The sequence below is a fragment of the Flammeovirga agarivorans genome (assembly GCF_012641475.1).
Classification (GTDB): Bacteria; Bacteroidota; Bacteroidia; order Cytophagales; family Flammeovirgaceae; genus Flammeovirga; species Flammeovirga agarivorans.
In genome coordinates, this window is the sequence record NZ_JABAIL010000011.1 from 138976 (window position 1) to 152894 (window position 13919).

Genomic DNA, 13919 nt, shown 5'->3' on the forward strand with positions numbered 1-13919 from the left:
TAACAGATTAATGTGTTCAAAGAAGTGTGAGCTGCTTATAAAGTAAAGAGTAAGGGCCTCTACAAGATATTGTGAGGCCCAATTATACAAGTAATAAATTAGAAAACTTCAAAGTAGAGATTCTTATCCACTCTTCAACAAAATAAAAGCCGATCTCAATACGATGAGATCGGCCTTTTTTATGATACTGTAGATTATCGTCCTAAATGTTTTTTACGATAACTCTATCTCTTACTCCATTATAGTGTTTTGAATTGTTCTTTTTTAACCAACTCAGTAAATCTGCTCGAAGTTCTTCCACCTTGTCTGAATATTTAGCCTGCTCTGGATTTTTACCTAATAGGTTATTCATCTCGTTGGGATCTTCATTGAGGTTATAGAGTACATCCAATACTTTCGATTCTACTGAGTATGGAACCATCATTTTCCAACCATCTTTTACAATCATGTAATTGGGTGAGGTATCTCCTCTGTAATTCCATTCAGTGACTACAAATTGACCATAATCGGTATCTTTTCCATCTACAAGGTCTCGTAGACTTTGCCCATCGGCATCATGCCCTTTAATATTGAGGTAGTCTAAAATTGTAGGGAAGATATCGATGTGTGAAACATATCCTTCAACTGTTGTATTCTTATCAATTTGCTTAGGTAATTTTAGTAGCAATGGAATATGAGCGGATTCTTCGTAGAAGATATTTTTTTCTCTTAATCCGTGTGCTCCCAACATTTCGCCATGGTCGCTGGTAAATACAATTAAAGTGTTGTCAGAAAGTCCTAACTCATCAATTTTATCAATTATTTGTCCTACCCAATGATCAATTTCAGAAATTAATCCATAGTAGTTTGAAATCATATATTTGATTTTCTCTGGATCTGAATATTCCGGTAAATTCTTCTTTCCATTCGAGAATTTATAGGGAGAATTTTTCATGTCGTCTCCAATACTCACTGGTGGAGTCATTTTCTTAGGATCATACATGCTGTAGAAAGGTTCAGGAACAATCATGGGTGCATGTGGTGAATGAAAAGAACAAGTAATACTAAATGGCTGATCTTTTAAGCGTTCAATGGCATTCATGGTTTCTTGTGCTTGGAAAGCAGTAATAGAATATTCCTGAGGGATGTTTAATCGACCATGAAAGTTAGGCTGAGAAGCTTTTTGTTTTTTTATTTCTTGATAATCCTTTCCGTAAAACTTGTCAATTGGGTCTGGCGAATAGGGCCTTTTGGTAAAACGATCCAGATGCTCACCATCTTTTAGAGGTCTTTTTGATAAATGTCCATTGAGCCAATCCTGATACATAAAATTTTGTCCACCATGATCAAATGCTGATTTACCACTTTTAGCATTCAACTTAGGATTGGAGTATACTTTTGCCTTATTGGACATGACATGCCACTTACCATAGTATTCACAGGTGTAGCCATTTTCCTTTAGAATTTCATCAAAGGTAGGAGCTTGCATCACCTTCTCTTTTCTGTAGTAATACGTTTTATCGTTGGTATTTACTCCTGTGTTTTCCACTGTTAACCCTGTAAGAATAGAGGAACGGGCAGGGCCACAAACTGCACAAGCAGAATAAGCATTAACAAAGTAAGCTCCGCTTTCACCTAATCGGTCCAGGTTTGGAGTTTTCAATACTTTATTACCTGCTAACCCTAAGGCCTTGTATTGTTGCTGGTCAGTAATGATAAATACAAGATTGGTTTTCCTTTTCTTTGGCGGGTTAGAAGCCCAGATATGCCCACATAAACTGAAGACAATGATAGAAAATAATATATGTTTCATTTCATCTAATTTTTAAAAAATGGGTAGTATTACTTTATTCACTTCAAAGGTGTATTCAACTTCGTCCCAACTTTTTTAGCTGTTTCCAAATACTGATTTAATTCCTCTGCTTTTTTAGGATACTCATGAATTAGATTTTCCTGTTCAGAAGGATCCTTTTTGTAATGATAAAGCTGAGCATGCAAAGACTTATCTTTTGCGTTACTGTCTTTGGCTTCGATAAATTTCCATTCTAGATCACGTACTGCTTTTCGACCTTTTGCATCCCGATGTATTAATGGAGCTCTTTGATATTTTGCCTTAGATGTATTGATTGCCTTTTTAAAACTAAAACTATCAACAGCATCATTTTTACCAAGTTCTTTTACATTGATATAATCTGCAAGAAAAGCATAAATATCAACGGTACTAACAATACTTTCCGATGTATTTCCTTTTTTAATACCATCAGGATGATTAACAATAAAAGGAACTCTTAAACCACCATCCCATATGGTATGTTTATCTTCCCTGTAAGTACCGTTAATTTGAAGCCCTTTATTAATCGCAAAATTCTCCGGCATGATATCTTTCTTATGAGGGATATCCCCTCCGTTATCACTTGTAAAGATAATAACGGTATTTTCTCTCAGATTATTCTTTTCTAGGTAGTTTATTAATATGCCCAAGCATCGATCAATGTCTTGAATAAAATCACCGTAAGCACCTGCATTACTTTTTCCTCTCATTTCAGGACTAGGAGTGATAGGGTGATGAACAGCTACGGAGGAGAAATATAAGAAAAAGGGTTGCTCTTTGTCCAAAGTATCTAACCATTGTATAGATTTTTCAGTCAAGTCATTCATTACTTGCTCTGTCACTCTCTGTGGAGCATCATACCCTTTGTATTGTTTTCCATAAAATGATCGGCCATAAGGTGATAGTTTCTCTGAGCGAAGGCCATAAACTTTATCATTCTCTACATAAATTTTATGGACATCGTCCAAGTTATTCGGAACAGTAAAACTATAATTAAATCCGTGGCTATTTGGACCATGTTTAATAGTACCTAATAAATTCTTGAATTCCTTTTCATTGTAACCTAAATGCCATTTTCCAATGGCTGCAGTGGTATATCCAATAGAGTTCAGATATTCTGGAAGTGTCTTTGTCTCTTGGCGGATTAAAGCTGGTGCAGATGGACTAACTACCCCTTTTTGTAATCGACTTCTCCAGGAATACTCACCTGTGAGTAAACCATAACGGGTTGGAGAACATACCGACCCAGTTGTAAAAGCATTATTAAATTGAACGCCTTCTTTCGCCAATTGATTAATGTTAGGTGTCTGTACTAATGCTTCAGAGGCTCCATAAACATTGGTAGAACCAAACCCGAAATCATCAGCTAAAAACAAAATGATATTTGGCTTTTTATCTTGAGCCACTGCAAGATTTACCATGCTAAGGCTCAGTAGAATTATAATTTGAAGTGTCTTTTTCATGATCAATGATATGCTATGCTCTAAAGTTTAACCACTCCAGATATATTTCTATTTTTAATAAGTTCTACTCGTTTTGAATTACTATTTGTAAGCCATTCAATTAAATAGCCTTTCAACTCCTCTACTTTTTCTTTGTACTTATAAGCCTCGGGATTTTTACCAATCAAATTATTCATCTCATGAGGATCATCATTAAGATTGAACAAGACATCCAACTCTGGTTTTTTGGCGGCATACGAAGTTAGTAATTTCCACCCATCGTTAGTAACCACCATATAGTTCGGTTGTTTTGGACCATTATAATCCCATTCTGTTACAGTAAATCTTCTGTCATCATTTCCTTCTATCAGTGTTTTTAATGATTGACCATCTCTTTTTCCTCCATTAACGTTGAGATATTCCATAATAGTAGGGTAAATATCGATGAGTGAAACTGGACTAGTCACCTGAGTCGGTTGTATTTTACCTGGGTACCACATAATCAGTGGAACATGTGCTGACTCCTCGTAAAATACATTTTTTTCTCTCATGCCATGTGATCCTAACATTTCACCATGATCACTAGTGAAAATTACTAGTGTATTTTTATCCATATTGTATTTCTTAAGGTCCTTCATGATTGTTCCTAAGTAGTGATCAATTTCACTGACTAGACCAAAATAATTTGACATCATAAATTTTACTTTATCAGGGTCACTATATTCTGGCATCGATCTTCTATTATTTCCATTTTTATAAGGAACATTATCCATAGTATCTCTTAAACTCTTTGGCATGGGCATATCTTCTGTTTTGTACATACCATACCAAGGTTTTGTAGGTAACATCGGTGCATGAGGAAAGAAATAAGAGAGAGTGATACTAAAAGGTTTCTCTTGTTTAGAGGCCCTTTTTAAGGCTTCTCTTAGTGTCGAGGTTTGATAAAAAGTAAGACTCAGTTTCTTAGGAAGGTGTAATTGCCCATGTCCATCGGGTTGTGTAATTTTTAGTTCCCTGTCATTATCAACATGATGTCTGCGGTAATCTTCATCTTTTTTATATCTAAGGTCAATAGGATCAGGAGTATAGAAGTTTCTGAAGTATTTATCTCTTAAATCGTACTCTGTTTCCTTATGTCCCTGAGCAATCATATATTCTTTTACCTTTTCTTGATAAATTTTCTTATTTTTAAGAGTATAAACATTTTGATTATTTACTGTATAGGAAAATTCAGAATACCCTTCCGATAAATGGATGGGCGAATGGTATTTTCCTAGGTACTCTGTATAATATCCATTTTCAACTAATATTTGATCGAATGATGGCAGATCACAATAAGCTCCTTCTTCAGGATTTTTATAGGCGTATTGATTTTTTCGGACTCCATGGTTTTCGACAGTCTGTCCGGTGAGTATAGATGTTCTTGCGGGTGCACATACAGCACATGGAGTATAGGCATTAGTAAAGTAGGCCCCTTCGTCTGCTAATTTATCTAAGGTAGGCGTTTTTAAGAATTTAAAAACATTGGCTTTGCCCAAGGCATCGAACCTTTGTTGATCAGTTATAATGAATAACACATTAGTTTTTTCGCCGTCTCCACCAAAAGATAGAATTGGTGTAATTAATGTAGTAAGGATTTGTATAAGTAATAAGCACTTCAACTTCATATTCATTTCTTTAAAGTTTGTGTTTAAAAACATGATTGATACAAACCTATTCTTTGAGGCTAAAATTAAATTAATACGGACTTAATTCTGATTAATTGGCTATGATGAAGAGAATTGAAATAATTATTTAAACTTTTAAAATCTGACGTTAACTGACCTTATTAAGCGGTATTTTTTTATTAATAATGGGTTTAATTACACTTAAAATAGTCGATTAAGGCTTGATTAATGCATTAATTGGAAAAAATTAATGGCACTATCCTAAACTTGAATATCAGAAAAATAAAATGATTTTTTATCGACCGCAGATAAAGTAATTATCACTGATGAAATGAATGTTAAAAAACTAGCGTAGAGAAGAATGAAACTAAAGTTACTCTTTTTACTACTTATGTCATTATGTTCATCTGGCATTCTAACTGCACAAGTAGAAGTAGAAAAACGAATTATTACTGGACAAGTTTTTTCAGAAGAAGATAATATCTCCTTGCCCGGTGTAAATGTTAGAGTGAAAGGTACTAATTATGGTACAATCACAGATATAACAGGAAACTATTCACTGAATGTTGATACAGGAGATACCCTAGTATTTTCTTATATCGGTATGGTATCTAAAGAAATCTCAATAGCGAATCAAAAAGTTGTTGATGTGTCCTTAGAGGTAGAAGTGGAACACTTAAAAGAGGTGGTGGTCACCGCTCTCGGTATTAGTAGGGAGAAAGAAAGCCTAAGTTATGCTACACAAGGTGTTGAAGGGGAATCTTTAACAGAGGTAAAACAGGCTGATGTCATCACGAACCTTGCAGGTAGAGTGGCAGGTGTACAGATAACAGGAGCCGACTCACCTACAGGAACGAGTAGAGTAGTGATTAGAGGAGCTACTTCACTTACTAAAGACAACCAACCGTTATATGTTGTTGACGGTGTGCCGATTGATAGTGAAGGTGGTGACACTGGTGTTTCATTAGCAGGAGGTTCCGATAACATTGATTACGGTGGAGCAACAAGCTTTATTAATCCTGAAGATATTGCTGATATTCAGGTACTAAAAGGAGCTAACGCTGCTGCCCTATACGGTTCAAGAGCTGCGAATGGTGTAATTATGATCACTACTAAGAAAAGTTCTTCAGCAAATGAGAGCTGGGGAGTTACTTATGGATTGAACTACCAAATCAGAGAGATTACGCAATACCCGGATTTCCAAAATGTATATGGAGCTGGTAGTAATACAAGAGTTGGCTCATCACAAAATCACTTTGACTACGAAACGGGACTTCCTGATTTATACAATTTCAGAAGATCTTGGGGTGCACCGATGGTCGGTCAAGAGGTACTAAGCTATAATGGTCAAGTGGGTACTTATGATGCTCAACCAAATAATATCAAAGACTTTTTCCAAAGAGGTAGAAACATCACGAATAATTTAACCCTACAGAAGAAAGGGGAGAAAGGATCTCTTTACCTTTCTTATTCGAACATGGATGCAACGGATATCATTGAAGGTTCGAACCTACAAGTGAGAAATACCTTTAATGTTAGAACAACAAGAAAGTTTACAAAATATTTAGAAGCAGATGTAAAAGTGACTTATGTTTCTGAGAAAACAACCAACCGTATTCAAAAGAATGGTAGTGAGAAGAACCCTTACAATTCTTTTATCTACATGCATAGAAATGTGAAGTTAGAAGAGTTGTCTCCTTGGAAAGATGAGTTTGGAAACGAAATTGGACAAGTTGAGGATTTCTTTAATCCTTATTGGGCAATGAACGAGAATAAGAATGAAGATACTCAAGAGCGATTTTTACCGGTAGTTTCTTTGAAATCAAAAATTTCAAAAGACTTAAATGTTCGCGTAAGAGTAGGTGGAGATGTAAGAATGAGAAAAGGATATGTGTTTAGTAATATGGGGGCAGCTTTAGACCCTGATGGCATGTATCAGATGATCAATAGAAATACACAAGTTTGGAACTACGAAGGCTTTATCAACTATAAGAAACGTTTCGGTAAGATCGACTTCTTTGCAACGGCTGGTGCCAGTAGATTTGATAAGAGCATCGACTTCACTAATTCAGTGATCAATACATTAATTGTTCCTGATGTTCCAAGTGCATCGAATGCAGCGACACTTCCAATCGTAACACAAGGCGTTGACAATAAGAGAATACACTCTGTGTTTGCAACATCATCTATAGGATATAATAATGTGATTTACCTTGACCTTTCAGCTAGAAATGACTGGAGTTCATCTTTACCAGAAGGACATAATTCATATTTCTATCCAAGCTTAGGTACTTCATTTGTGTTTACCAATGCTTTAGATATTGGTAGCTCGGTACTATCGTTTGGTAAGATTAGAGGATCCATAGCACAGGTGGGTAACGATACTGGTTTTAACGAATTGAACAACACATTCAATTATGGCGGAAACTACAATGGTATGGCTTGGGTCACTAATCAGACTATGTTGAGAAACCCTGACCTTAGACCTGAAACGACTAATTCTTGGGAAATAGGTTCTGAGTTAAAATTCTTCAACAATAGAATCAGCTTGGATGCCACGTACTACAACAACAGAACTTACGATCAGATTATTAGAATTGACTTGCCTAGTGGAGCCGGTTATCAAACAAAAATGATCAATGCAGGTGAAATTCAAAACCGAGGGGTAGAATTAACTTTAGGCGTATCTCCAGTTCAAACAAATAATTTCCAATGGGATATGATGGTGAACTGGTCGAAGAATATTTCAAAGGTAAATTCATTGTACAAAGACCCAGCTTCGGGGGCAGAATTGGATAGAATAGAATACAGAGGTTATTCGACTGTTTCAGTAAACGCTGAAGTAGGTTATCCATTCGGTGTGATCAGAGGAGAAAAATGGTTAACGGATGATGAAGGTAATAAATTAGTAAGTCCTGATGGTTTACCGATTGCGAATCCAAATCAGATTCTTGGAAATGCTCAACCAGATTGGCTAGGTTCGATTAACAACTCTTTCAGATTTAAAAACTTTGATCTTAGCTTCTTGATTGATGTAAAAATGGGAGGCGATTTATACAGTGTATCAAGATCAAAAGCGGAAACTTGGGGTAATACAGCAAATACTGTTGAAGGACGTGAAGATTATTGGTTCAGTAGTATCGTTCTTGGTGAAAATGCCAGTGAAAGAAATGGTGATGGTTTGTACGGAACAGAATACGATGATAGCGAAAGGTCGAAAGGTATATTACTAGATGCGTATGAAGCTGTACAAAATCCGGAAACAGGAGAATGGGAAAAGGTTGGAAAAAATACGACTTATGTTTCTCCTCAGAACTTTTTCCAAACAGGTACATCCAACGCCAAAGAGTTTAACTTATATGATGCTTCTTATGTGAAATTAAGACAAGTTTCGATTGGTTATAATATTCCTAAGAGCTTCTTAAAACGATTGAAAATTGAAGCAGCGAAAGTCTCTGCAGTAGGTAGAAACTTATGGATTATCTATCAAAACACACCACATGGTTTAGATCCAGAAGCAGCATCATATTCAGGAAATGGTCAAGGTATTGAGCTAGGTTCTTTACCACCAACATCTTCGTTAGGTCTTGATTTCAGAGTATCATTTTAATTAGAAGAGCATGTTTAAGAAATATATCAACAATATCATTATCGCAAGTGCAATTCTATGTAGTGCATCGAGTTGTACACAAGACTTTGAGGAGTTAAATACCAACCCTCATGAGTTTCAGACTGCTACACCGGATGTATTGTTCCCTGGTGTTGTAAAAAAATCGTTGGATGTGGTGAAAGGTGATCCTGCCAATAAAATGTATTTACAATACTCACATTATACTACTGCAGGTGGAGGTCCTTACAATACTTATTGGTATTCTGATCCTCTAGGAGAAAGCTGGTGGGAAGATTTTTATACTCAATTGATTATGGATCTTCAGTCTATCATCGACCTTTATGGAGATAACCCAAGATATGTCAACCAAGTGGGTATGGCCAAAATTTATAAGTCATACTTGGCTTCTGTGATTTTAGGAACTTGGGGACCAATGCCTTACTCTGAAGCATGGCAACAAAAACTAAGTATTGGTTTTGATAGTGAAGAAGAAGTTCTAGAAAGCTTATTAACGACACTTTCAGAAACGTATGAAGTAATGGAAACAGGAGAGGACACAATGGATGATCCTATTTTCCATGGAGATATCGACAAGTGGAGAAAATTTGCGAATACATTATCGTTAAAATTAGCCTTACGTTACCAAAATATGGGTGCGAACATTACCGATTTTGGTAAGTTAGCAATGGAGAGAGAAGCTGATTTGATCGGTATGGAATCTGAATCAGTAGTTGCTGCATGGGGTACTCTGGAAGAAAACTGGAATTACTTCTACAGAGAATTCAGACACCAAAATAGTAGCAGTCAATTACAACGATTCAGTCACGTTTTCTATACACAACTTAGAGATCTAAAAGATCCAAGAGTTGAAGTATATGCACAGGCTCCTGTTTTGGGATATACATTAAGAGATACTTTAACTACTCAAACAGATGAGAGAGTAGTGGTTGAATACAATGCACCTTTTGTAGGTAAACCAAAATCAACGACACCACATGATAATTGGGCGTTGACGGATCAACAAAATCCATATAGTGGTTTAGGAGATGATAGTTTCTCTGATATTTCAGAGAAGTATTATGCAAAAGACTATGCTCCAACCATCTTAGGCTATGCTGAAACTTGTTTTATGAAAGCAGAGGCAAAATTACTTCACTGGGGTGGTGGACAATCTGCCGAGGCCTACTATAACGAAGGAATTAGAGCTTCATTTGCTCAGCATGAAATCTCTGAGAGTGTAGATACTTACCTAGAGAATGATGGAGTGAAATGGGGAACAAAGTCTGAAGGAGTTAGAGATTATAGATCTATTGTTACTGCAAAAGTTGAAAATGGTCCAATCGAACAAGTATTAGTTCAACGATGGATTGCAGGTTTCTTCCAAGGCTTTGATGCTTGGTGTTTAATTCGAAGAACAAACGGAATATTTGATCTGCCTCCTCATTTCAATTCAGATCAAAATGGTGTGGGACAAGCAACGAATCTTCCGGAGAGAATTTTATTCCCTACAAAGGAGCAAAGGTTAAACACGAATGGATATTATCAAGGATTGGCTCATCTTGGTGGTGCTGATTTCTTAAATACAAGATTGAAATTATCAGTTCCAAAAAATTATAAAGATTGGGGAGCGATGAACCCTATCATGAATACCGATGTACTGAGATACTATTATGGTACGACGCTAGAAGAATACGAAGCGGCAGGAATTGATTTTGAAATTATCGAGAGACTATAACATCTGACTTATGAAAAATATATATAAACTTAGCCTTATCTGTGTTTTTGCATTTTTTGGAATATCATGTGAACCAGAAAATGAAACAATCGAAGAGCATCCTCTAAGTCAGGAAATTGAAGAAATTCCAGTGACACAAGATTACTTGGTTGGGGCACTTTATACTCAAAATAAATGGAATCCAGCTATAGAAGAAGTACCATTGGCAGGGCAATATGAAAACGGAGATGCTACAGCAATGAAACAGCATATAGAATGGGCCACAACAGGAGGTGTAGATTTCTTTATGTTTAGTTTTAGAGAGTCTTCAAACTCTTTGGATGTAAGCATGATCGAAGCTTTTAGAGAGCAGAATACTGAGAAAACAATGAACTTCTCTATCCGTTTAAATATCGGACCTTTCAATTTGGATGAAGACAATACCTTGGAAGATATTGGTAGAGTAGATGATTTGATAGAGATTTTCCAACAAATGATTCCTTACTTTCAAGATTCTACTTACCAGAAAATTGATGGTAAATACTTAGTAAGTATCATTGGAGCACATAACGTACATTGTAATGATCTACAGGATGTATACCGTCAGATCAGAGAAACAATGAGTGCTGAAGGATATGAACTGTATCTTTTAGGTGAACAAGGAAATGGTTGGGTGCCTCCAGCTAGATTTTCGATGTTTTATGAAAATGCTCTAGACGCAGTTTCATTCACAACCATGTTCAACGACAACTATTATGACCGTTATTCTGCATTTCCACAATACTTGGACTTGCATTGGGATTATAGTAAAGACTATTACATGAATGAAAAAGGTGGAATAGAATGGGTACCTACGGTAGCACCATCTTTCGATCCATTAATTGCTAAGCCGACGAGTACTTCTTACAAACATGAAAGAAAGGATCAATACTTTAAAGATGTATTGAATGTGGCAAAGAAAAATATTGGCTCCTCTCGCTTAATGATTATCAACTCATTCAATGATTGGGAAGATGATACACAATTAGAGCCTGGAGAGAGTTACGGAACGACTTCTTTAGAAATACTTAGACAACAAACTAAGGTCAACTAAAACTTCAATCTGAAATCAAAATATTAAAATGAAAATAACGAATTTATTGGTTCTGGCACTCCTTTGTATGGGGTGTCAGAAATATAGTACTGTTGGTAAAGAAGAACTATCAGATAAGCTTTCTTATGTCGATCCTTTTGTAGGAACGGGATACCATGGGCATACTTTTCCGGGAGCAACAACACCAAACGGAATGGTACAATTAAGTCCAGATACTCGTTTTATTGGTTGGGATGCATGTGGAGGATACCATTATTCTGATTCTTCAATTATCGGGTTTTCACACACTCATCTTTCAGGAACAGGTATTGGTGATTTAGGGGATGTGCTTATTATGCCTTTTACAGGTGAGGTACATACACAATATGGTGATGCAGAAAATCCAGATTCGGGATATAGATCGCGTTTTGATCATGATAATGAATCAGCTGAACCGGGATACTATAGCGTTCTTTTGAAGGACTATAATATTAAAGCAGAATTAACGGCTTCAACAAGAGTAGGCTTTCATCAATATACATACCCTGAAACAGAAAATGCAGGAATGATTCTTGACTTAACAACGGGTATTGCGAACAACAAGAACTTAGAGAATACAATTAAAATCATTAGTGATACTGAGATTGTTGGTGTAAAAAGCACAAAAGGTTGGGCAAGAAAACAACATGTTTACTTCTATGCTAAGTTCAATAAACCATTTAGATATACTCTTTATGGTAATGACAAAGTAGTAGAAGGAAAAACATATACAGGTAAACACGGAAAAGCAGTACTACAATTTGCTACTTCAGAAGCAGAAAAAGTACAAGTGAAAGTAGGTATTAGTAGTGTAGATATCGATGGTGCAAAAAACAACCTAGAAAAGGAAATAAACCATTGGGATTTCGCTCAAGTAAAAACAGAAGCATCGGGAAGATGGTCAGAGAAAATTGCTCTGATAGATGCAAACAGTAAAAATGAAGAAAACTTGAAGATATTTTATTCTTCAATGTATCATTCATTTATAGCTCCTATGACGTTCTCAGATGTAGATGGACGATACAGAACTATTGACCAACAAATTAAAAAAGATACTCAGAATACTGCTTACACTGTATTTTCTCTTTGGGATACTTTTAGAGGTCTTCACCCATTAATGACGATCATTCAGCCTTCACAAAACCAAGGATACATCCGTTCGTTATTAAAAAAATATGATGAAGGTGGATTACTTCCAAAGTGGGAACTAATGGGAAATTATACTGGAACAATGATTGGATATCATGCGGTACCCGTTATTGTAGATGCATATATGAAAGGGGCTAGAGACTTTGATGTTGAAAAAGCTTTTCAAGCGATGCTAGAAGCAAGTCAGTACAACGAAGGCAAAGAGTTTGTCGCTTATGATCCTGTCGTAAAGGAAAAAATGATGCCTATGGGCAAATATTATAATCAAACCTTAGGTTATATCCCTGCAGACAAAGAAAATGAATCTGTTTCTAAAGCATTAGAGTATGCTTACAATGATTACTGTATTGCTGTTATGGCCAAAGATCTTGGTAAAATGGAGATCCATAAAAAATACATGGAACGTTCGAAAAGATACCAAAAATACTATGATCCAAAAACAGGTTTTATGCGTGGCAAATTAAGTACCGGAGGTTGGAGAGAGCCATTTGATCCGAAGTTTAGTCAACATAGAAAAGATGATTATACGGAAGGCAACGCATACCAATGGAGTTGGTTTGTACCGCATGATGTAGAAGGATTAAAAGACCTAATGGGAGGGGAGACTTATTTCGAAGAAAAATTAGACTCTTTATTTACTACAAGTTCACAATTAGCAGGTGAACATGCGAGTGCAGATATTACAGGTATGGTTGGTCAGTATGCTCATGGTAATGAACCAAGTCATCATATTGCTTACATGTATAACTATATCAATGAACCTCATAAAACGCAGTATATGGCAGACTACTTACTTCAAAATCATTATTCTGCTACACCAGAAGGAATAATTGGTAATGAAGATTGTGGTCAGATGTCTGCTTGGTACATTTTAAGTAGTATCGGTTTTTATCCAGTATGTCCAAGTGAAACGACTTATGCTATCGGTAGACCATTGTTTGATAGCGTTAGTATTCAATTAGAAAACGGTAAAAACTTCACTGTAAAGACGATCAACAATAAAATTGAAAATAAGTACATCAAGAAAATCACACTTGATGGGGTGGATTTGAAAAAGCCTTTTATAGATCATAGTGATATCATGGAAGGGAAGACACTAGAAGTAACGATGACTGATGAACCTATGACAGAAAATATCTTTATGTAAATAATAAATTATTCACTTCCACCCATTAGTTAGTAGCAATGGATGGAAGTGAATATCACTTTGACTTAAATATAAATACCATGTATCGTAACACTATTACTAATGCTATAATACCGAATTTGGAAAGAAAATCACATACATTTGAGATTACTGTTTTCAACCAAAAAGAGCATGATAAATAAGGTGAAATAGCCTCTCAATGAGATAATTTGTTTAAACAAAAGAAAATTGTTGTTGGTTTTTTAAATTCATTATGAATTTACATTTCA

Annotated in this window: 7 protein-coding genes; 4 read left to right on the forward strand and 3 right to left on the reverse strand. The window is 35.8% G+C overall.

The genetic code is table 11. The features are described from left to right. Positions 1-202: 202 nt before the first annotated feature. From HGP29_RS24370 to HGP29_RS24380, 3 genes are read right to left on the reverse strand one after another with little or no spacing between them, the layout of a single operon-like run. Positions 203-1792 carry a sulfatase-like hydrolase/transferase gene (locus HGP29_RS24370; RefSeq protein ID WP_168885074.1) on the reverse strand — a complete coding sequence of 530 codons (1590 nt, stop codon included), beginning with the start codon at positions 1790-1792 and terminating at the stop codon, positions 203-205. A gap of 38 nt (positions 1793-1830) precedes the next feature. Then, positions 1831-3273, reverse strand: a complete 1443-nt coding sequence (locus tag HGP29_RS24375; RefSeq protein WP_168885075.1) for a sulfatase family protein — start codon at positions 3271-3273, stop codon at positions 1831-1833. A gap of 20 nt (positions 3274-3293) precedes the next feature. Continuing rightward, entirely contained in the window at positions 3294-4919 is a 1626-nt protein-coding gene (locus tag HGP29_RS24380) for a sulfatase-like hydrolase/transferase (protein WP_211093404.1), read from the reverse strand. 361 nt (positions 4920-5280) lie between these two features. Between HGP29_RS24380 and HGP29_RS24385 the strand changes: the two genes are divergently transcribed. From HGP29_RS24385 to HGP29_RS24400, 4 genes are read left to right on the forward strand one after another with little or no spacing between them, the layout of a single operon-like run. Beyond that, positions 5281-8529 (forward strand): SusC/RagA family TonB-linked outer membrane protein, encoded by a 3249-nt coding sequence (locus HGP29_RS24385; protein ID WP_168885077.1) that lies wholly within the window; start codon positions 5281-5283, stop codon positions 8527-8529. 10 nt (positions 8530-8539) lie between these two features. Continuing rightward, the gene (locus HGP29_RS24390; RefSeq protein WP_168885078.1) at positions 8540-10264 is read left to right on the forward strand and encodes a SusD/RagB family nutrient-binding outer membrane lipoprotein; all 1725 of its coding nucleotides are present in this window, start codon (positions 8540-8542) and stop codon (positions 10262-10264) included. A 10-nt stretch (positions 10265-10274) separates the two neighbouring features. Beyond that, a complete protein-coding gene (locus tag HGP29_RS24395) occupies positions 10275-11336 on the forward strand; it encodes a glycoside hydrolase family 99-like domain-containing protein (protein ID WP_168885079.1) in 1062 nt (353 codons plus the stop codon). 28 nt (positions 11337-11364) lie between these two features. After that, positions 11365-13650 (forward strand): GH92 family glycosyl hydrolase, encoded by a 2286-nt coding sequence (locus HGP29_RS24400; protein WP_168885080.1) that lies wholly within the window; start codon positions 11365-11367, stop codon positions 13648-13650. Positions 13651-13919 lie beyond the last annotated feature (269 nt).

Bases quoted from the DNA above. Each gene is read 5' to 3' on its own strand.
- HGP29_RS24370 (WP_168885074.1), bottom strand. From the start codon at position 1,792: ATGAAACATATATTATTTTCTATCATTGTCTTCAGTTTATGTGGGCAT.
- HGP29_RS24375 (WP_168885075.1), bottom strand. From the start codon at position 3,273: ATGAAAAAGACACTTCAAATTATAATTCTACTGAGCCTTAGCATGGTA.
- HGP29_RS24380 (WP_211093404.1), bottom strand. From the start codon at position 4,919: ATGAAGTTGAAGTGCTTATTACTTATACAAATCCTTACTACATTAATT.
- HGP29_RS24385 (WP_168885077.1), top strand. From the start codon at position 5,281: ATGAAACTAAAGTTACTCTTTTTACTACTTATGTCATTATGTTCATCT.
- HGP29_RS24390 (WP_168885078.1), top strand. From the start codon at position 8,540: ATGTTTAAGAAATATATCAACAATATCATTATCGCAAGTGCAATTCTA.
- HGP29_RS24395 (WP_168885079.1), top strand. From the start codon at position 10,275: ATGAAAAATATATATAAACTTAGCCTTATCTGTGTTTTTGCATTTTTT.
- HGP29_RS24400 (WP_168885080.1), top strand. From the start codon at position 11,365: ATGAAAATAACGAATTTATTGGTTCTGGCACTCCTTTGTATGGGGTGT.